The 21,122-nt window shown below is 35.3% G+C and carries 14 protein-coding genes and 1 pseudogene; 8 read left to right on the top strand and 7 right to left on the bottom strand.

Annotated features, from left to right (window positions below; translation table 11 throughout):
• Positions 1-149: 149 nt before the first annotated feature.
• The 6 genes from dxs (at position 150) to H3V01_RS08520 (ending at position 7,019) form a co-directional block, all read left to right on the top strand.
• Positions 150-2,027 carry a 1-deoxy-D-xylulose-5-phosphate synthase gene (dxs, locus tag H3V01_RS08495; protein WP_198186526.1) on the top strand — a complete coding sequence of 626 codons (1,878 nt, stop codon included), beginning with the start codon at positions 150-152 and terminating at the stop codon, positions 2,025-2,027.
• A gap of 600 nt (positions 2,028-2,627) precedes the next feature.
• Positions 2,628-3,632, top strand: a complete 1,005-nt coding sequence (gene dusB, locus H3V01_RS08500) for a tRNA dihydrouridine synthase DusB (protein ID WP_174830742.1) — start codon at positions 2,628-2,630, stop codon at positions 3,630-3,632.
• A gap of 43 nt (positions 3,633-3,675) precedes the next feature.
• On the top strand, positions 3,676-3,912 hold the full coding sequence (locus H3V01_RS08505) for a Fis family transcriptional regulator (RefSeq protein WP_037394816.1): 237 nt from the start codon (positions 3,676-3,678) through the stop codon (positions 3,910-3,912).
• A gap of 32 nt (positions 3,913-3,944) precedes the next feature.
• Positions 3,945-5,519: a bifunctional phosphoribosylaminoimidazolecarboxamide formyltransferase/IMP cyclohydrolase gene (gene purH, locus H3V01_RS08510; protein ID WP_198186527.1), complete on the top strand. Its 1,575-nt coding sequence runs from the start codon at positions 3,945-3,947 to the stop codon at positions 5,517-5,519.
• Between the two features lie 32 nt (positions 5,520-5,551).
• Entirely contained in the window at positions 5,552-6,358 is an 807-nt protein-coding gene (locus tag H3V01_RS08515; protein WP_198186528.1) for a sulfite exporter TauE/SafE family protein, read from the top strand.
• 25 nt (positions 6,359-6,383) lie between these two features.
• On the top strand, positions 6,384-7,019 hold the full coding sequence (locus tag H3V01_RS08520; protein ID WP_198186529.1) for an MBL fold metallo-hydrolase: 636 nt from the start codon (positions 6,384-6,386) through the stop codon (positions 7,017-7,019).
• Between the two features lie 193 nt (positions 7,020-7,212).
• On the opposite strand, the gene H3V01_RS08525 is transcribed toward H3V01_RS08520, so the two are convergent.
• Both H3V01_RS08525 and H3V01_RS08530 read right to left on the bottom strand, forming a co-directional pair.
• A complete protein-coding gene (locus H3V01_RS08525) occupies positions 7,213-8,499 on the bottom strand; it encodes an AmpG family muropeptide MFS transporter (protein ID WP_041880062.1) in 1,287 nt (428 codons plus the stop codon).
• Between the two features lie 267 nt (positions 8,500-8,766).
• Positions 8,767-9,849, bottom strand: a pseudogene (locus H3V01_RS08530) (DNA recombination protein RmuC); the annotation flags it as partial.
• Positions 9,850-10,912: 1,063 nt separating this feature from the next.
• Here H3V01_RS08530 and H3V01_RS08535 point away from each other — a divergent pair.
• Positions 10,913-13,738 (top strand): HAD-IA family hydrolase, encoded by a 2,826-nt coding sequence (locus tag H3V01_RS08535; RefSeq protein ID WP_198186531.1) that lies wholly within the window; start codon positions 10,913-10,915, stop codon positions 13,736-13,738.
• 56 nt (positions 13,739-13,794) lie between these two features.
• Here the strand turns inward: H3V01_RS08535 and rfbC are convergent, their stop codons facing one another.
• The 3 genes from rfbC to rfbB form a co-directional block, all read right to left on the bottom strand.
• Positions 13,795-14,373 (bottom strand): dTDP-4-dehydrorhamnose 3,5-epimerase, encoded by a 579-nt coding sequence (gene rfbC / locus H3V01_RS08540; protein WP_198186532.1) that lies wholly within the window; start codon positions 14,371-14,373, stop codon positions 13,795-13,797.
• Positions 14,374-14,375: 2 nt separating this feature from the next.
• The gene (gene rfbA / locus H3V01_RS08545; protein ID WP_198186533.1) at positions 14,376-15,266 is read right to left on the bottom strand and encodes a glucose-1-phosphate thymidylyltransferase RfbA; all 891 of its coding nucleotides are present in this window, start codon (positions 15,264-15,266) and stop codon (positions 14,376-14,378) included.
• Positions 15,267-15,332: 66 nt separating this feature from the next.
• On the bottom strand, positions 15,333-16,406 hold the full coding sequence (gene rfbB, locus H3V01_RS08550; protein ID WP_084554652.1) for a dTDP-glucose 4,6-dehydratase: 1,074 nt from the start codon (positions 16,404-16,406) through the stop codon (positions 15,333-15,335).
• Positions 16,407-16,612: 206 nt separating this feature from the next.
• Between rfbB and H3V01_RS08555 the strand changes: the two genes are divergently transcribed.
• Positions 16,613-17,659: a hypothetical protein gene (locus tag H3V01_RS08555; protein WP_084563155.1), complete on the top strand. Its 1,047-nt coding sequence runs from the start codon at positions 16,613-16,615 to the stop codon at positions 17,657-17,659.
• A 54-nt stretch (positions 17,660-17,713) separates the two neighbouring features.
• Here the strand turns inward: H3V01_RS08555 and H3V01_RS08560 are convergent, their stop codons facing one another.
• Entirely contained in the window at positions 17,714-18,709 is a 996-nt protein-coding gene (locus tag H3V01_RS08560) for a glycosyltransferase family 2 protein (RefSeq protein WP_198186534.1), read from the bottom strand.
• A gap of 1 nt (position 18,710) precedes the next feature.
• A complete protein-coding gene (locus tag H3V01_RS08565; RefSeq protein WP_198186535.1) occupies positions 18,711-20,840 on the bottom strand; it encodes an HAD-IA family hydrolase in 2,130 nt (709 codons plus the stop codon).
• Positions 20,841-21,122 lie beyond the last annotated feature (282 nt).

The raw sequence follows: 21,122 nt of genomic DNA on the forward strand, positions 1-21,122 counted from the left end.
TGGATGAATCCGGATAAAAATAATTTATCGTCATACAATGAAATACCCCCGTGTAGGGGGTATGCTGGTATATAATTACTCTGCATTTACTTGGCAGGTATTTGATCTGTCACCCGGATTAATAAATTAATAATAAGCAAAGTCTGATCATGAATCCTACACCACTGCTTGATACCATTGATTTACCGCAGGATGTTCGTCGTTTACAAAAAACACAGTTACCTGAGCTGGCCAATGAATTGCGCGCCTATTTACTGGAATCAGTAAGTAAAACAGGAGGACACTTTGCCAGTAATCTGGGGGCAGTTGAGTTAACTGTTGCTTTGCATTATGTATATCAGACGCCATATGACCATCTGATTTGGGATGTAGGGCATCAGAGTTATCCGCATAAAATTCTGACTGGACGTAAGCAACGCATGAATACAATGCGGCAATGCGGTGGTCTGGCCGGTTTTCCTAAACGCAGCGAGTCTGAATATGATGTGTTTGGCGTCGGTCATTCCTCTACTTCGATTGGTGCTGCTCTGGGTATGGCTGTTGCTGATAAATTACAGCATAAAACCAATCGTAGTGTGGCTATTATTGGTGACGGGGCAATGACGGCGGGACAGGCATTTGAAGCGTTGAATAATGCCGGGGATATGGACATTGATTTGCTGGTTATTCTCAACGATAACGAAATGTCTATTTCACCCAATGTGGGAGCTTTACCCAAATATTTAGCGAAAAATCCTTTGCATGATGTAAAAGACTTAGTGAAATCTATCAAGCACAAATCAGAAAAAGTGCTGAGTCTGGTTCCGGGCGCTCTGGATGTGGCTCAGCGGGTAGAAAATAAAATTAAGGGGCTGATTGAAGAAAGCACCAGCTCCGAAACTTTATCATTATTTGATAATTTTGGATTTACCTATTCCGGTCCGGTTGACGGGCATGATGTGATTCAGCTGGTAGATGTATTGCAGGAAATGCGCAGCCGTAAAGGACCGCAATTGTTGCATATTATTACTAAAAAAGGGCATGGCTATAAACTGGCAGAAAATGATCCGGTTGCATTCCATGCTGTCAGTGCATTTGATCCTCAGCAGGGTTTGCATTCATCTGCCGAAGCTGCTAAACCTACTTATACACAGATTTTTAGTCAGTGGATAATTGATCAGGCCGCGGCAGACAATAAATTACTGGCCATTACTCCGGCAATGCGTGAAGGCAGTGGTTTGGTAGAGTTTGAGAAGCGTTACCCTGAACGTTATTTTGATGTTGGTATTGCAGAACAGCATGCAGTTACTTTTGCTGCCGGACTTGCCTGTGAGCAGATGAAGCCGGTTGTAGCAATTTATTCAACTTTTTTGCAACGTGCTTACGATCAGCTGATTCATGATGTGGCATTACAGAATTTGCCAGTTTTGTTTGCTATTGATCGCGGCGGAATTGTCGGTGCAGATGGTCCGACACATGCGGGTGTCTATGATTTAAGCTATTTGCGCTGTGTACCCAATCTGGTAATTGCTGTTCCTAGTGATGAACGCGAATGCCGTTTACTATTATCAAGCTGCTATCAGCTTAATCAGCCGGCGGCTGTGCGTTATCCGCGTGGTATGGGTACCGGTATCGAAGCGGGATCAGATTTGTCCACAGTAGCAATTGGTAAGGGAGTAGTACGCCGCAAAGGCAGTAAAATTGCTTTGGTAGCGTTTGGTAGTATGGTACAACCAGCACTGACTGTAGCTAATGCTATTGATGCTACAGTAGCAGATATGCGTTTTGTCAAACCACTGGATAAAGAGTTATTAGTACAGCTTGCAGCAGAACATGATTATATAGTTACGCTTGAAGAAAACAGTAAAATTGGTGGTGCAGGAAGTGCTGTGCTTGAAGCTCTAACACAGCATAATCTGACTAAACCCGTTTTGACACTCGGAATTCCTGATATTGTTACTGAACATGGTGATACAGCACGATTGTTAGCGCAAATGGGATTAAGTGCAGAAAAAATTCAGCAACAAATTCTACAATGGATAGAATAATTATTATCTGAATAGTATCAGGCAGCTTAATAGAGTTTTTATCTTAATAAAACTTTATTAAGCTGCTCTTAGTATGATGGACTGTATTTGTAGCTTTCATTATCTTCCTGCCACCTAACTGTAACTAAAATCATTTAACTTCATACAAATAAAATAAATACTGCCAGCAAGCTTTAAAATCACTTTAAATATCACCAGTAATCTGCTTGTGGTTATTTGACCAACAAGTCGATAGGCTTTTTATATCTTCTTATCTAAGTACTGACATTTTGAAATAGTCGCTTTATTGCAGCAGAGATAAATATAAGCAAATAGCATAAAATTTATTATATTCTGACCTGTGTCAGTATTTTACTCGTAATTGATTAATCAGTATTTAACCGATGCAGCAAATATCTATTTCAGCTCTCTGAAAGCAAATTGCAGAATACAAACTGGGCTATTGTATTATCGGGCTAAAACTATTTTATATTTAAGAAATAATTTTTTTAAAATAATCAATGTACTGGGTTAATAATATTATTTATATTTGGAGTGAGTGCCTAAAAAATGTACAATATTTAGATATTTATTCTTCTTTCTCCGTTTGATTTAGCAATTATGCAAATTGGTTGTTATCAGCTTGCTACTCCGTTTGCCTTAGCTCCGATGGCAGGTATAACTGATAAACCTTTCCGTCAGTTATGCCGTGAATTTGGTGCAGGCTGGGCTGTAAGTGAAATGATTACCAGTGATCCTTATTTACAGAAAACTCGTAAGACTTTGCAGCGGGCAGACTACGACGGTGAAAGCGGGGTCAGGGTAGTACAGATTGCGGGTAGTGATCCGCAGCAGCTGGCCGAGGCTGCCTGCTATAATGTAGCCCGTGGTGCTGAAGTAATTGATATTAATATGGGCTGCCCGGCAAAAAAAGTATGTAATGTATTGGCTGGTAGTGCTCTATTACAAAATGAAGCACTGGTTAAGACTATTTTGCAAACCGTTGTCGGCGCAGTTGATGTTCCGGTAACGCTGAAAACCCGTCTGGGATGGGATGATGATCATCGTAATATTTTAACCATTGCGCAAATAGCTGAACAAGCAGGAATTGCTGCTCTTGCTATCCACGGACGAACACGAACACAAATGTACCGGGGAACGGCAAGTTATGATCTGATTACACAAGTAAGACAGCAGATAAATCTGCCATTATGGGTTAACGGTGATATTACCAGCCCGCAAAAAGCGATTGATATAAGACAACAAACTGGCGCCGATGGTGTAATGATCGGGCGCGCTGCACAGGGACAGCCATGGTTGTTCCGCGATTTGGTACATTACTATAAGCATGGTTGTTTACCGCAGCCACTGACCGTAGCGGAGCATGCGCAGATTATAGTTAATCATGTTTCTGCTATACATGATTTTTACGGGATATTTACGGGGGTGCGCATTGCCCGTAAACATATTGGCTGGTATGTGTCTGGTTTACCGGAAGGTGAAATTTTTCGCAGACAGGTGAATACGAGAGATGATGCGCAAATACAGTTGCAGCTGGTTAATGATTTTCTGGACAGGCAAGTAGCACAATTAACAGAGTGGCCATGTGATTACCGTGAGCAATAAGCAGTTTGCCCTGAGTTATATAAGGAAAATGTAAATGAGTGAAATGCCTAAAGTTAGTATCGCTCAATGTATAGAGGCAAATGTACGTCAATATTTTGCTGATCTTGATGGTGAAACACCTTGTGCAGTATATGATATGGTATTACAGCAGATGGAACTACCGCTATTACGTTGTGTAATGGACGTATGTGATAACAATCAGACACGTGCAGCACAAATTCTTGGTTTGAACCGCAATACTTTACGTAAAAAATTAATCCAGCATCATCTGCTGGATTAAATCAGTAATATTCGCATATTAAGGGAGAAATTATGGCTGTAATCAAACGGGCACTGCTGAGTGTATCAGACAAAACTGGTGTAATTGAATTTGCGCATCAGCTGGCACAATTAGGAGTTGAATTGCTGTCAACCGGCGGCACAGCCAGTTTACTGGCTGATGCCGGTATTGCTGTCACCGAAGTGGCAGACTATACCGGTTTTCCGGAAATGCTGGACGGACGGGTTAAAACATTACATCCGAAAATTCATGGCGGTATTCTGGGACGGCGTGACTGTCCTGAGCATGTAGCACAAATGGCAGAGCATGATATTGGAACCATTGATCTGGTTTGTGTAAATTTGTATCCATTTGCGGCAACAGTAGCTAAACCTGACTGCACACTGGAAGATGCTATTGAAAACATTGATATTGGTGGTCCGACAATGGTGCGTTCTGCGGCCAAAAACTGGCGGGATGTAGCCATTGTTACAGATTATCATGATTATGAAGCCGTTATTGCCGAAATACAGCAGCTTGGCAGTTTATCTATGCAAACGCGTTTTAATCTGGCACGAAAAGCTTTTGCCCATACAGCTCAATATGACGGCATGATCACTAATTACCTGACTTGTATTGACGATAAGAATCTGTCCGGAAAGCCGCAATTACACATTTTTCCTCAGCAATATAACCAGAACTGGTTGAAAGTGCAGGATTTACGCTATGGAGAAAATCCTCATCAGCAGGCAGCATTTTATCGTGATGTGAAACCGGCTGCCGGTAGTCTGGCTAATTATCAGCAATTGCAAGGCAAAGAATTATCATATAACAATATTGCTGATGCCGATGCAGCATGGGAGGCTGTTAAATCTTTTACTCAGCCAGCCTGTGTTATCGTTAAGCATGCTAACCCTTGCGGAGTAGCAGTTGCAGCGAATACGTTAACCGCTTACCGTCTGGCATTTGCTACCGATACAACCAGTGCATTTGGCGGTATTATCGCGTTTAACCGTGAGGTAGATGCAGCAACAGTAGAAGCAGTTACCGGTCAGTTTCTTGAGGTATTAATGGCACCCGGATTCAGTGCAGAGGCAAAAGCTATTATTGCTGCTAAAAAAAATGTACGTGTGCTTGAAATTCCTTTGTCAGCCGGAGCCAATCAGTTTGAATTAAAGCGTGTTGGCGGTGGTCTGCTGGTACAGACACCGGATAATCATCAGATCGAAAAAGCACAATTGCAGGTAGTCACATTACGTTCACCGACTGAACAGGAAATGCATGATTTACTGTTTGTATGGAAAGTAGCGAAATACGTAAAATCGAATGCAATTGTTTTTGGTAAAGGCGGTCAAACTTACGGTATCGGGGCAGGTCAGATGAGCAGGGTCGATTCAACCAGAATCGCTGCCCGTAAGGCACAGGATGCAGGTTTTGAGCTGGCAGGTGCCTGTGCTGCCTCAGATGCATTTTTTCCTTTCAGAGATGGCGTAGATGTAATTGCTGCGCAGGGTATTAAGGCCATTATTCAGCCTGGCGGTTCTGTACGGGATGAAGAGGTGATTAATGCTGCCAATGAGCATGGTATAGCAATGGTAGTAACCGGAGTACGTCACTTTCGCCATTAATATACAATATTAATGCAGCAAAAAAATAATCTATGGAACTGCTTGCTTATTTAATAATCGGTGCGGTAGCCGGCTTTGCAGCCGGTCTGTTCGGAGTAGGTGGCGGTTTAATCGTTGTTCCTATACTCTATATAGTCTTTATGCATGCGGGCTATGGTGAGGCTGTCACCATGCATCTTGCGCTTGGCACATCCTTAGCCACTATTATGGTTACGTCAGTCAGTTCCATGCTGGCTCATAATAAAAATCATGCAGTGCTCTGGCCGGTGGTAGGACGGTTAACTCCCGGACTTGTATTTGGCTCATTCGCAGGTGCGGCTATTGCAGATGCTTTATCCGGTCAGAAATTGCAACTGGTTATCGGTATTTTTACTTTGTTCGTTGGCAGCAATATGCTTCGCAGTGCCCGGGTAAAATCCAGCAGACAGAACAGGCCGTTAATTAATCCACGCTGGCACTGGTGTGCAGGTGTTGTTATTGGCCTGGCATCTGCTTTATTTGGTATCGGAGGCGGAAGTTTAACAGTGCCTTATCTGAATCGAAGCGGAATAGCAATGCAGCAGGCAGTAGGATCCTCCGCTGCATGTGGTTTGCCGATTGCGATTGCCGGAGCTTTAGGCTTTATATTCTTTGGAACGCATGAACACATTGATATAGCTCATACCATTGGTTATGTTCATATTTACGCATTTATTGGTATAAGTATTATGAGCTTTATCACAGCCAGACAAGGTGCTAAAGTAGCTCATCGGCTTTCACCGACAATGTTGAAGCAATCTTTTGCCTGTTTATTATTGTTCATGAGTATATATTTTTTAAGCAAAGCACTATTCTTATAAATTTGTAGCAAAATAAGAGAAAATAATGGCTTTACAAATTCAAGTGATACCAGTAACACCATTTCAACAAAATGCAGCATTGCTTTGGGATGATGTCAGCAGGGAAGCTGTACTAACTGATGTTGGCGGAGAGGCTGAACGTTTATTATCAGCAGTCAGCCAGCACCAGCTTAAACTGCAGGCTATCTGGTTAACACATGGACATCTTGATCATGCCAGTGGTGTAGCCGATTTAACTGAGCAGCAAAGTGTTCCCGTGCTGGGGCCGCATCAGTCTGATGATTATTGGTTGCAGGCATTGCCTGAAATTACCGCTAATTATGGTTTTCCGGTTAGTAAACCACTTACTCCCACACGCTGGTTGGAAGATGGCGATGAATTATCCGTTGGTGAACATAAATTTATTGTTTATCACATACCCGGTCATACGCCCGGTCATGTTGTGTTTTACAGTCAGGAAAATAACTTATTGATTGCTGGTGATGTTTTGTTCCGTGAATCTATTGGCCGTACTGATTTTCCAGGCGGAAATCATGCTGATTTAATTCATGGGATTCAAAGTAAACTACTAACTTTGCCAGATAGTACTCGTGTTTTGCCGGGGCATGGTCCTATGACTACTATCGGTCATGAGAAACTGCATAATCCATATTTACGCTAATCAGGCTTGCATTTAACTGACAAAGAGTTCAAATTTATCCTGCAAAACCTGATTATTGAAGCTTTAATGCAAATATGCAGAATTATATATTCTGAATTGAACCAGATCATTCAGTTTGCCAATTGGCTTTTGAATCAGGCACAAACTAAGTTCTGATAATCTCTTTTTAGTTTAATTATATGTACAAGCAGTACTAAGTATCTGTTACATTTTTATTCCATGGCGCAACTGTTATTAATAACAGCATACCGGGTAATGCCAGAAAGAAGCATAACCAGAAAAAATTGACGTAGCCCAGCCAGTTAATCAGATAACCGGTTGTTGCATTAATCAAAGTTCTTGGTACTGCTGCCAGACTGGTAAATAATGCCAGTTGTGTGGCAGTAAAAGCAGGATTGGTTTCACGTGCCATATAAGCCACAAAAGCAACCGTACCCAGACCCACACCAATTGCTTCAACGCCAATAACGGTTGCCAGCATTAACTGCTGCTTTAAACCGATTACGGCAAAAGGTCCCTGACTTGCCAGCCAGACAAATCCCAATATAGAAAAAACCTGTACCAGCCCGAATAGCCATAAAGCACGATTAATACCTAATTTAATCATCCAGATCCCGCCCAGAATGCCAGCAATAATTGTTGGCCACAAACCGGCATTTTTAGCAATCAGACCGATATCTTTATTACTGAAGCCCATAGCTTGATAAAAAGGTGTAGCCAGTGCAGTAGCCATACTGTCACCCAGTTTATACAAAAAAATAAAACACAGTATCAGCAACGCACTTTCAACACCTTTACGATTAAAAAATTCATTAAAAGGCTCAGTAACTGTTTGTTTAAAAGATTTATGAGTAATTACCGGAAGTTTGGGTTCTTGTGCCAGAAAGAGCGTCATAAATAGACCAGGAAGCATAAATAATGCGGTAATGGCGAATACTGTCGACCATGGATATGTGTCAGCCAGAATCAATGATAAGGAACCCGGTACAAGTGCGGCAATACGATAGGCATAAACATGAATCGTATTACCTAATCCTAACTCATTATCCTGCAATATTTCACGCCGGAAAGCATCCAGAACAATATCCTGACTGGCCGCAAAAAAGGCTACGAACACAGACAGGATTTTTATAGTTGTCATATTCTGATTAGGATTAAGCCCGATGTAACCGAGTAAAGTCAGCAATAATGCAACTTGTGTGATAAGCATCCAGCCACGCCGTCTCCCCAGCCATGGTAATTTAACTGAATCCATCAATGGGGACCATAAAAATTTCCAGGTAAAAGGCAGGCCGATAATGGAAAATAAACCAATAGTAGCCAAATCTATATGTTCACTACTTAACCATGCCGGAATCAGATTAATCAGAAAATATAACGGCAAACCGGAGCTGAAACCTGTAAATATACATATCAGCATATGTCGGCTAAAAATTCTGCGTAATAATGGAACAGATGATTGAGAATCAGTTTGAGTCATTCGGATACAATCCAGCATCAAATGATATATGCCTGAAAGACTACATAAATATTAATTATTTATGTAATTGGCAAGATGGTTAAAAATACTGTCTGTCAACAGCTCTTGTAAGTTGGTTTATAATTTAAGTTGCTGATATATACTTAAACAAAATCATATTTAAATCATCAATACATTAAAATAAATGGCGAACTTTTTTCAAAGTGAATCAGGAATAGACAGCGTTAGTTCTTCCTCGTCGTCTTCTGAGATTTGATAATGTTCTGGTAAAATTTTACCGCTTTGTACACCTAATTGACGTAATTTATTGGCTTTACTTACCAGATTACCACGTCCGTTTACTAATTGCCCCATTGCTTTCTGAAATTGTCCCTGAGCCTGATCCAGATTTTTACCTACACCTTCAAGCGTATTCACAAAACCAACAAATTTGTCATATAGTTTGCCGCCTTCTTTGGCTATAGCCAAAGCATTCTGGTTTTGCTGTTCATTACGCCAGATATGCGCAATTGTACGTAATGTCGCCAGTAAGGTGCTGGGTCCGACCAGCATAATCCGTTTCTGAAAACAATCATCAAAAAGCTGATTATCCTGTTGCAAAGCAAGTAAGTATGCGGGTTCAACCGGAATAAACATGAACACAAAATCCAGTGTATTTAACCCGTCAATTTCATCATAGCTTTTAGCTGAAAGATCCTTAATATGCTGGCGTACCGACTGAATATGGGCTGCCAGTGCCTTGGTCGCAGAACCGGGATCTGTTGCCTGAGTATAGCGTACATAAGCAGTTAACGAAGTTTTGGCATCAATAACTATCTGTTTATTCTCCGGTAAATTCACCAGTACATCCGGTTGCAGCCGGCGCTGCCGGCCATCCTCATCAATAACAGTAGAGGATGCCTGTAAAACATATTCACGCCCCTTATGTAAACCTGAATTTTCCAGCACTTTTTCCAGAATCATTTCGCCCCAATTACCCTGATTTTTATTCTGGGTACCAGTTAATGCATCCGTAAGTGCTTTAGCATCATTGTGCAGCTGCGCATTTAACTGCTGTAAATGTTTCAGTTCTGTTTCAAGAGTAGTGCGCTCTTTAGCTTCTTTTTCATAAGTATTTTGTATAAGCTGACTAAATCCCTGCATACGTTCATGTAAGGGAGTTAATAACTGATTAAGACTGGTTTGATTCTGTTCACTGAAACGTTTACTTTTTTCTTCAAGTATATCATTGGCCAGTGATTTAAACTGATCAGTCAGACTAACACGGGCTTCATTAAGCAAAGTCAGCTTTTCATCATAAGTTTCACGTTCATGCTTTAATTGTGTAGCCAGACGACTATTTTCCACACGCACATGATTTAATTCTTCCTGTACCTTTAGAAACTCTTCTTCACGCAAATGCCATTCCTCACTACGTAACTGCCAGTCTTGTAGTTGCTGTTCTGCTGCTGCCAGTTGGGTAGAAACAGACCGGCACATTTGCTGTTCCCGCTCTAAAACCCCCTGAATATCGGTTAATTGAGCATTAACAGCTTCGGCTGCACTTAAACGTTTATGTACGATCTGTAACTCTTGGCGGCAATTACAAAGCTCAGCATTATAATTCTGATTGATTTGGTGTAGATTATTTACTTCTGCCTGGATTCGACTTAGGTCATTTTGGGCTTCAGATAAAAGAATATGTCCGGCCTGGCGTTCCTGTAACAACTTTTGGCGTGAAAATAGATATAATATACAAATGATTAAGATAAATAAAAATATCAAAATTAGCCAGGTCATAATGGTCATGATTTATTAAAATTTATAGCAAACAACAGTGTTAAATAATAGCATTTATTTAACACTGACATCGAATAATTCAGTGTTGTAATGTGAAGATTAGACTAAACCTATTGATGAGCTACTGAAAAATAGTTATGTGAATATTGAATTCGTATATTATATTTATATTAAGTATATTTAAAATGTTAAAAGCATATAAAATAATAAAATTTATAAGTAGTATCAAAATAATCGATATTTATTAATGAATTCTGTATTTGGTTTTATTTTTTGCAGATATCTGTATTTAATATGCTGAAATAATAAAAAGATATCATAAAACACAAATTTATTTCCAATAATCACAAATATATGTATACCCTTATTTCAACGTATTAGGTTGTTAATATGTTGCAGATAATAAATTTTTTATTTATTGTCTTGTAAATAAAAAATTTTTCACATAAAATTTTCTTATATAAAAATATATTGAAATTAATAGTATTGTTTTTGTTAATGTTTGAATTAATTATAAAAATTAGGGGATGTGTTAACCCCATAAACTGAGATAGTCATAGAAAAGTGAGAGAAATATTTAATTTTATACACTTATCAGACTATTTCAGTTATATCAAACATACAAAGGTCGAAAGTGAAAAAAAAAATTAAGAAAGCAATACGAAATTATTTTAGAAAACTTTATTACATATTCCCCGAACGGTGGCGACCGAATTTATTAGCTTGGGCAATCAAAATTCATCCAAGCTGGTTTAAAAACCATCCAAAAGTATTAAATAAAAAAATTTATTATGAAAATAGTATATTACTGTTAAATATTGATACCTATAAATATAAACCAGTACTAAAATTATATAAATTTGCAATTCATTGTCATATTTTTTATATAGATTTAATACCTGAGTTTATAGATCATTTATCAAAAATACCGTTTAGATTTGATTTATTTGTTTCTGTATCGGATAAGGATTCTCAGCAACGATGTCAAATATATATGAGTAAATTAAAGAATGCATGTGAAATTAACATAAAAATAGTTCCAAATCGTGGTCGTGACCTCGCGCCAATGTTTGCAGAGTTTGGTCAGCAATTAAAGCAGTATGATTATCTGGCACATTTACACAGTAAGAAATCGATATATAACAAAGGGGTTACAGATGGTTGGCGTTCATATCTTTTTAATTCGCTGTTTGGTTCTGCGGCAAACATACAGAAAATTTATTCATTATTAATAGAAAATAATAATTTAGGTATAATTTATCCCCAAATTTATCATCGGCTACCTTATTTTGCCTGTACTTGGTTAGCAAATAAAAGCCAGGGGCAAAAGTTATTAACTCGTATGCAATTACCAATGATAAATGGTTATTTCAGTTATCCGGTTGGCTCAATGTTCTGGGCTAAAACGAATGCATTAATGCCTTTATTTGATCTCAATTTGAAATGGGAAGATTTTCCAGAAGAACGAGGACAAACAGATGGAACATTGGCACATGCACTTGAAAGATTGCTAGGCATTGTACCCCCTTTAACCGGTTACAACTCAGTAATTATTCAGGATTTAAAGTATCCTGCCTGGTCATCCTTCCGGATTGATACTCAATACCTGACACGAGACATACAATTTTATAAATCAAGAATTAACAAAGAGAAAGTAAAAGTAGTTGCTTTTGATATATTTGATACCTTATTGGTAAGACCACTTTTAAATCCTGATCACACAAAAAAAATAATATCCCAATATCTTGATGATGAATACAGAATGATTTTTAAAAAATATCGGGTAGTTGCGGAAACTCAGGCCAGAAGTAGTAAAGGTAAGGATGTTTCATTAAATGAAATATATGTCCAGTTTAAAAATTTATCACAACTTACAGATAATCAGGTTCAGCAAATACAAAAAATTGAGGAAAGGGTTGAACTGGCTTCAGTCAGTCCCCGTTATGACGTAATTGAATTAATGCAATTTGCTAAAAATATAGGGAAAAAAGTTATTTTAATTAGTGATATGTTTTTATCAAGGGAAATAGTTGAGAGGATGTTATCCCAGCATGGAATTACTGAATGGCATAATTTATATTTATCTTCAGAAACCGGAGTTCGAAAGGATACTGGAGAGCTATATAAGTACATGTTAAACAAAGAGGATATCATTGGACGCGAAGTAGTGATGATTGGTGACAATGAACGTTCGGATATACAATTGCCTACGGATGAATTTGGAATAAAATGTATTCATATTCTGAGGGCTGCGGATTTGGCATGTGCACTGCCTGACTATTTTAAAATTATAAAAAGCGATTTAAATCAAGATAATATTAATAATGAATTAACAATAGGCTTATTAGTCAGAAAAAATTTAAACAATATATATGGGTATAATAACTCATCAGAAAAATTCAAATTATTTAGCTCAAATCCTTATCAGTTAGGTTATAACGTATTAGGGCCTGTAGTGAGTGCCTTTTGTCAATGGCTGATTGAGCAAGCCCAAATAGATCATATTAATGAATTATATTTTTTAGCCAGAGAAGGTAAGTTTGTTAAACAAATTTATGATTTGTGGAGTTCACCTCAAAAAAATACTCCTCAAAGCCATTATCTGCAAGTTTCTCGTAGATGTGTAACAGTACCGGCTATTAATTCTTTTGAGGATATTATTGATATTGCAGAGAAAAACTACTGTGAAAATAGTATTCAAAATTATTTGATTGAGCGATTTGGCTTAATTCTGGATGCTGAACGTTGGAAAAATATATATCAAAAAAATTTATGGGATAAGAATAAAAAATTAATTATAAAACAAAAACAAATTGATCATATAAAGCCTTTATTAGAATACCTGCAAACAGATATTTTAAGTCTGGCACATACTGAAAAGCAACCTTTAATGGCATATCTGAAAACATCCGGTCTCTTTTCAAGTAAAAATTCTGCAGTTGTAGATGTAGGATATTCCGGGACAATTCAACAAGCATTAAATAAACTATCGATACAGCCAATTCATGGTTATTATTTTGCAACAATCATCCCGAATATAGAAGGATTAACAAAAGATATTAAGATAAAAGGCTGTTATGTGAATAATTTAGCAAATCTGTATCCTGATTCTCAAATTTTTGCCCGAAGTTTTGAGTTAGAAAAATTATTAAGTGCTGATGATACTCAAATTATAAAATATTGCATTAATGATGATATGCTAAAAGGAGAGTTTAAAAATTTGTCCGATAGAGAACTGGCAACCCGGCCAATACGAAATGCTTTACAACAAGGTACTATAGATTTTGTAAAGGATGCGGTCAATCTTCGTAAAAATCTTTACTTTGATTTTAAACCTTCTTTGTTTATCGCCGACTCTTTATATAAAGATTTTTGTTTAACTTTAAGAATTAAAAAAAATAAAGTTTTAGAAAATCTAATTCTGGATGACGATTATTGTGGCAGAGGTTTGGTTAATTGATACGAATAGTATTGAATTAAGCAAAAAAAGGATTAATGATTTAATCCTTTTTTTGCTTAAAATAAATCGATTTTGTTATCTATCAGTTTCTTAAAATTTGGAGCATTATTGTCTTTATCTGTTTGATTTATTAACATATCGTTTTCAATCGGCCAATTAATAGCTAGATCTGTATCATTCCATAACAGATTGCGTTCGCATTCTTTAGAATAATAATTGGTGGTTTTATATAAGAATTGAGTATTATCTTCTAAGGCAATAAAACCATGTGCAAATCCAGCGGGTATCCAGAATTGCCGAAGATTTTTTTCAGATAGCTCGACTCCCACCCATTGACCAAAAGTTGGAGATGATGTCCGTATATCCACAGCGACATCCCATGCTTTTCCACTGACTACTCGTACAAGTTTTCCTTGAGCATGTGGATTTATCTGATAATGCAATCCACGAATTACACCTCTATGTGAAATTGAGTGATTATCTTGTACAAAATTTACAATTGATTGATTATATGACGATAAAATGGAATTAAAGGTTGTCTGGTTAAAACTTTCCATAAACCAACCACGATTGTCTGCAAAAACTCTGGGTTCTAAAATCAACAGATCTTTAATCTTAGTCTCAATCACATTCATATTCAGGCTTTCCTAGAAAATTCACTATATAGTTTTAATAGATATTGACCATAATCTGTCTTTTGAAAAAGTTTGCCGCGTTTAAACAATTGATCTAAATCTATCCAGCTATTATTAAAAGCAATTTCTTCAAGACATGCTATTTTTAAACCTTGTCTTTTTTCAATTGTCTGAACAAAACAGCTGGCTTCAATCAGTGAATCATGTGTACCAGTATCCAGCCAGGCAAAGCCACGTCCAAGTATTTCAACATTTAATAATTTCTTATTTAAATAAGCATTGTTAATATCGGTTATTTCGAGTTCACCTCTGGGTGAAGGACGAATACTCTTGGCTATCTCAATAACGCCATTATCATAAAAATACAATCCTGTAATTGCATAATTTGATTTTGCTTCATTCGGTTTTTCCTCTATGGAAAGTGCTTTTCCATTGGTGTCAAATTCGACTACACCGAATCTCTCAGGGTCATTAACATAATAACCGAATACGGTAGCACCTTTTTCTTGTTGTGCTGCCTTTTGTAATTGTGCACCGAAACTTTGCCCGTAAAAAATGTTATCACCCAGAATAAGTGTGACATTATCTTTGCCAATAAATTCTGCTCCGAGAATGAAAGCTTGTGCCAATCCGTCAGGAGATGGTTGTACTTTATAAGATAAATCAATTCCTAAATCTCTGCCGTCACCTAACATTTTTTTAAAATTAGGTAAATCTGCAGGAGTTGAAATAATCATGATTTCTCGTATCCCGGCCAGCATAAGTACAGAAAGGGGATAGTAAATCATCGGTTTATCATAAATGGGTAATAACTGTTTTGATACGCCTAAAGTAATAGGATAAAGTCTGGTTCCGGATCCGCCAGCCAGTATAATACCCTTTCGTTTAACCATTTTTTGTTCCTTGATTATTAATTCAATTAGAATTTAATTTTAAATAAATATTTGGTTTATTATGTCTTATTGCGGGTGGTATTGTTGTTGTATCCATTTCTGATATTCTCCGGTCAGAATATGATTTACCCAATCCTGATTGTTTAAATACCATAATACGGTTTTGCGTAAACCTGATTGAAAATTTTCTTCTGGTTCCCAGCCAAGTTCTTGTTTAATCTTACTCGCATCAATAGCATAACGTACATCATGTCCGGGACGATCCGGAACAAATGTGATTAAATCTTTGTAGGATTTTATCCCAAGTGTTTTATTGGGTGCCAGTTCATCTAGAAGAGTACATATATTTTTTACGACATCAATATTTTTCTGTTCATTGTGCCCACCAATATTATAGGTACTGCCTGCTTTGGCTTTTGTGACAACCTGATATAAAGCTCTGGCGTGATCTTCAACATACAGCCAGTCTCGGATTTGTTCGCCATTTCCATATACAGGCAGTTTTTTACCTTGTAAAGCATTAAGAATAGTTAATGGGATTAATTTCTCCGGGAAATGATAAGGTCCATAATTATTCGAACAATTTGTAATAATAACAGGCAGTCCATAAGTACGGTGCCAGGCACGAACCAGATGATCTGAACTTGCCTTACTGGCTGAATATGGTGAACTTGGAGCGTATGGAGTAGATTCTGTAAATAATTCTGAACTTAAATCACTAAGATCACCATATACTTCATCAGTTGAAATGTGATGGAAGCGAAATAGATGTTGTTTTTCTTCAGGCAAATTTTCCCAGTAATGACGACTTATTTCCAAAAGTTGAAATGTGCCTACAATATTAGTCTGAATAAATTCTGCTGAGCTAGATATTGAACGATCAACATGTGATTCTGCTGCCAGATGCATTACTGTATCTGGCTGAAATTGCTTAAATAATTGTGTTATATGTGCTTGATCACTAATATCGGCCTGACAAAAATGATAACGTGAATTATTTGCAATGGTGGCTAATGATTCTAAGTTACCGGCATAGGTTAATTTGTCAACATTCAAAATTTTATGGTCAGTTTCATTAATCAGATATCTGATAACTGCTGAACCAATAAATCCTGCTCCCCCAGTGATAAGGATATTCATAAAATTACATTCAAAATTAGTAAAAATGTAATATTTTATAATATAAATTATATCAGGATATAAAAAATTTAAAGTAAGATGGAAAAAATTTATTTAATTAATTTGAGTCATCTTTGTTTAATGAGCAATATAGTTGGTCTGATATTGTTTAAATTTATATTGTATAATGGTTCCGTAAATTTTGTATGGGAGACAAGGTATATTTTATGACAAAAACAATTATTCTGGGTATGCCTAAAAGCCGTAATATTTACTTACAAATCATAAAAAATCTGGAATTTTACGGGTTTGAGGTATTGTACATAGATAACTATCCAGAATATATCAAGCATTTTCATTATCAGAGTTTTAAAGATTATTTGTATAATCAGGTACAAAAGCTTTTTTTTAGAAATTATTCATATAAAACAAAATTAAAAGAAAAATTACTTTTATCAAATGCTGAGCGAGTGCTAAGTAAAAGGAATTATGAATATGCTATTATTATACGTCCTGATTTGTATCCGGTAAGCTTATTAAACCTGATGAAGGCACATACCAAAAACAAATTTATTGCTTATCAATGGGATGGACTGAGACGCATGCCTTGTACAAAAGAAACAATAAATTTATTTGATAGATTTTATGTATTTGATAGTCATGATTTAGTTGATAATAATTATCAGGACTATAAATTGGAGGGAATAACCAATTTTTATTTTGATATGAACAAGCCGCAACCGGTGAAGCACAATGGAACAATAGCATATTATGTAGGAACACATGTTTCCGAACGTGTTGCTGACATTGAATATTGTGCAGCAGAGCTAATTAAAAACAATATTCAGCTCAAGTTTATTATCCCTACGAGTAATCAGAATAAGATTAATCAATACCATTGCTCAGATTATTTTATTTTTGGTTCCGAGAATGAAGTTGATTTTTCTAAAAATATAGAAATGTTAAACGAAATCGATATTATTGTCGATTTCGTTAATCCTCTTCATAATGGTTTATCTTTTCGGGTTTTTGAAGCTTTGTATTACCAGAAAAAGTTAATTACCAATAATGTTAATGTATCTAACTACGATTTTTATCATCCTGATAATATCCTTATCTGGCATAAAGATGATCTTTCACAAAAAATTAAAGAGTTTTTATCTAAACCTTTTAGACCGATAGATCCTGAAATAGTAAAAAAATATGGGTTTAATAACTGGATCAGGAATATTTTAAATTTACCGCCCTATATAAAAATTAATTTATCAGATTAATTAAAACAAAAGTTAATTATATAAAAGGTTCGCAGTTCTGAAATGCTATATTCTTTATGGTCTTATTTTTTTGATGAAGTGCCTTACTCTTGCTGCAAACCTTTTTAATGGAAAGGATTTTCTTTTTAAATACCATATATTATCCAGAATTTCTGCCAATTGATATTCAAGGAGACCGATTTTTTGATTTATTTGTTCATGTCTTATTCTGCTATCACTCAATATTGTATGTAATATGCCATAGTTTCCTTGATTTTCCTGTAAAGATTGTCTAACTAATGAGTCTCTATATTCTTGATAATAATTATCAAAGAGATTCGATGTGACTCTCTCGGAAGTATTATTTATTCTATGATAATGGAATGCCAGATTTTTATTAATTGTTTTAATTTCTCCTGCTCTGAATAGCCTTAACATATAATCCCAATTACCAAGTATAGGCATTTTTTCATTGAATTCACCAATTTCTTTAGCAATTTCCATTCTGATGATTAAACAAATTTGTGGTAGTACATTAAATTGAAGTAATGCAAAAATATCAATTTGTTTAAAGCAATATAGCCAATTTTCCGTATTAATTTGTATTGCTTGATTTTTCTGAATTTCTTCATTTACAACTGTATAATTAGTAGCTACTGCTATTGAATTTTTATTTTGATTTAAAAATGTAACTGTTTCTTTAAGAAAATCTCGATGCCATGCATCATCATCATCATGTATAACCAAAAATTCTTCTGTTGCAATTTTTAATCCACAGTTGGATGCAGTCTCTCTGCCATATGATTTAGAGTTATTTATAAAAGTTATTTTATTCTCTAAATCTATTGAATTTAGCTCAATTAATTCATTAATAGGTTTTGGATCTCCCCCATCATTTATCAAATAAAGATGCCATTCATGATGAGTTTGTTGTATTACGCTTTCAAATGCTCTGGCTAGTAAAACTGGGCGATTTTTAGTACGCATAATTATTGCTACTGAGTTATCATGCTTTATTTGATTGTATTTTTTATCTGACCAGCTACTAATGGGATATAGATTTGTATTCATACTAAACCACCAAATATTGTTTAATTAATTCAGGATATTGATCAAAAAATCGGATGACTTTATTATATATTTCCGGTTTTATTTGTTTTTTATTTTCGTTCCAATATCTTATTACGCCACATGGCCAGCCCCCCTGAAGCAATAAACGTGTAACATCTTTACTCTCTGTTGGTATTTCAGTAGTAATTAATGGATAATATTTTTTATGATCATTTAAAGTACTATGTTGTATTTTTCCTAAATATTTTCTTTCACTGTGATTGGGTGTGATGCAAACTTGTAGAATGGCTGCTTTTGCTACAGATGTATTTATCCATTCAGAGCTAATACCATATATTGATTCTTTTTTTGCCCAGTGGAGGATTGATTGTAATGCACTTTGCTGAAATAAATTAATAGTTCTATTAAAGTTATTAATATATGAGCTATCTGTATCTGGTTTTAAAATAGGTATATATTTATCCGTTGCAGAATTTTTAGAGAAAGATTTTGTAGTTTGATGATCTGCAGAATGTAAATTTTCAAGAATATTCAATGTATTTTCTAATAAACATTCTTCTTCTCGTTGTTGAAATAATTTAAAAAAAGCAGACTTCATTATGCCATTATTAAAGAGACAACCTGGTACGCTTCGATTAAAAAAACCATAATAAAAGCCATATAATTTTTTCTTTACTCCTTGATAAAGACGAAATTTTGTTAATGCTGTTTGTACTGTTCCATTCCATCCCAAATCTATAATAGCAATTCTTTTTTCTGAATTAAATAACCCTTCCTGTTTGCAATAAGATATTGTTTTATCATATTGATCGTAATAAATTTTTAATAAATAGTGAGATAATTTATTTTGTATGAAATCTTTTATTTCATTAATTTTATTAAAATCAAATTTTTGGGTTAAGCTACCAAATTTCTTTTTGAAATTTGTTTTTGCTAATATATTTGTATCTATACCAATACGCTGAAAATAAGTTTCGTAAGTATCCCCTTTAGTTACAGAACCGTTAACGATAAGGTCTAAGGATGATGCTGATAACCGGTTATCTGTTGCAAGTTCTATATAAAAGGTAGGATACCAAAGCGTGTGACGCGATAAGTAGAGATAACTTGATGTTGTTTGATGTTTGTTATCCATTTCAAGTAAATCCCATACTTTTTGGATAACCTGTGCATCTCTGGCACAAAAAAATATATGTTCAATTTTATATTTGTTTATTTGTTGGCTTAACCACGAAATAAAGCTTTGTAGTATAACTGCGCCAAATGTACTACCCAGATTAATCCAGAAATTGGATTCCTCATCTTTTATATCGGAGTTAATCTTTTGAGACAGAATATTTAATTTTTGTAGTAAAGAAAACGGGACTAATGACGGTGTTAATTGAGCCCCTAATCTCCTTTCTCCAAATAAACGTGAATAGTGATATGTTTGAATATTATATTTTTTAGGTTGAATTACATCAGCATGAAGATTATCACCAATATGGAAAATTTTTTTATTTCCACTATGTTTTAGTACTTCTTCCCAAATTCTGCCACTATGCTTTGTCTTCATTATTTCAGAGGAAACAAATAATTTTCCATAATCAGATATTCCGGCTTGCAGGAGTAATTCTTCGATAAATTGTTTTGAGAAATATGTATCAGATACAAAATAAATTATTTTATTTTGTTCCTGCAGTTTCTTAATGAGGGAAAGATTGTCTATTACCGGGATTATGCTGGATTTTTCTGTATTCAGCTCTATATTTTTAGCTAAGTTTAGTTCTTTCTCTTTACCTGAATAAAATGATAACATTTGGGAATAGATATTATCTAATGTTACTTCTTCCTGAAACTCTTTGGCTGCATAATATTTTCTGCTAGTTTCTTCTGCTATAAGACGATTTTTTGCGAAATCAGGCAAAGAAATATTTTTTTCAATTAGTATTCCTTCAACGCAGGCAAACAGATCAATAGGACATTCAAACAAGCGGGTTAATACAGTGTCGAAAATATCAAAAGATATAATCGGGAAATCTTCTGTCTCTTTTAATAGTTGCTCTATGTATTTAATATCTATTTCTGCATTATTTTGGGCGTAATAATGATTAACTGAATTTAATAAAGAATTTAGATTTGTTGTATCCATAATAAACGCTATTTTAATTCCTTGGGCAATTAATATTTTTTGTTGTTAATTAAATAAATTATTGTTCTTTATATTGTTAACATAAGTTACTTTTTATAAATTTAAATATGTATTTATATATATTTTGTAAATTAAATACCAGTTAAATAATTGATTTTAATAAAAATTAAAATGAGTATTTATTTCAAATATTATTGTATTTAATTTCAGTTAGAAATTTTAAAGACTGTCATTTGTAAAATTTATCTGGTGTTATAAATTTCAGACTAAATTTTGAATTAG

It is taken from the genome of Snodgrassella sp. M0351 (assembly GCF_016100575.1).
GTDB lineage: Bacteria > Pseudomonadota > Gammaproteobacteria > Burkholderiales > Neisseriaceae > Snodgrassella > Snodgrassella alvi.

Excerpts from the sequence above, each read along its gene's own strand:
- rfbB (WP_084554652.1), bottom strand. The coding sequence starts at position 16,406 with ATGAATATCCTTATCACTGGGGGAGCAGGATTTATTGGTTCAGCAGTT.
- H3V01_RS08515 (WP_198186528.1), top strand. The coding sequence starts at position 5,552 with ATGGAACTGCTTGCTTATTTAATAATCGGTGCGGTAGCCGGCTTTGCA.
- rfbC (WP_198186532.1), bottom strand. The coding sequence starts at position 14,373 with ATGAATGTGATTGAGACTAAGATTAAAGATCTGTTGATTTTAGAACCC.
- H3V01_RS08555 (WP_084563155.1), top strand. The coding sequence starts at position 16,613 with ATGACAAAAACAATTATTCTGGGTATGCCTAAAAGCCGTAATATTTAC.
- dusB (WP_174830742.1), top strand. The coding sequence starts at position 2,628 with ATGCAAATTGGTTGTTATCAGCTTGCTACTCCGTTTGCCTTAGCTCCG.
- H3V01_RS08505 (WP_037394816.1), top strand. The coding sequence starts at position 3,676 with ATGCCTAAAGTTAGTATCGCTCAATGTATAGAGGCAAATGTACGTCAA.
- H3V01_RS08560 (WP_198186534.1), bottom strand. The coding sequence starts at position 18,709 with ATGAATACAAATCTATATCCCATTAGTAGCTGGTCAGATAAAAAATAC.
- H3V01_RS08520 (WP_198186529.1), top strand. The coding sequence starts at position 6,384 with ATGGCTTTACAAATTCAAGTGATACCAGTAACACCATTTCAACAAAAT.
- H3V01_RS08565 (WP_198186535.1), bottom strand. The coding sequence starts at position 20,840 with ATGGATACAACAAATCTAAATTCTTTATTAAATTCAGTTAATCATTAT.
- rfbA (WP_198186533.1), bottom strand. The coding sequence starts at position 15,266 with ATGGTTAAACGAAAGGGTATTATACTGGCTGGCGGATCCGGAACCAGA.
- purH (WP_198186527.1), top strand. The coding sequence starts at position 3,945 with ATGGCTGTAATCAAACGGGCACTGCTGAGTGTATCAGACAAAACTGGT.
- H3V01_RS08525 (WP_041880062.1), bottom strand. The coding sequence starts at position 8,499 with ATGACTCAAACTGATTCTCAATCATCTGTTCCATTATTACGCAGAATT.
- dxs (WP_198186526.1), top strand. The coding sequence starts at position 150 with ATGAATCCTACACCACTGCTTGATACCATTGATTTACCGCAGGATGTT.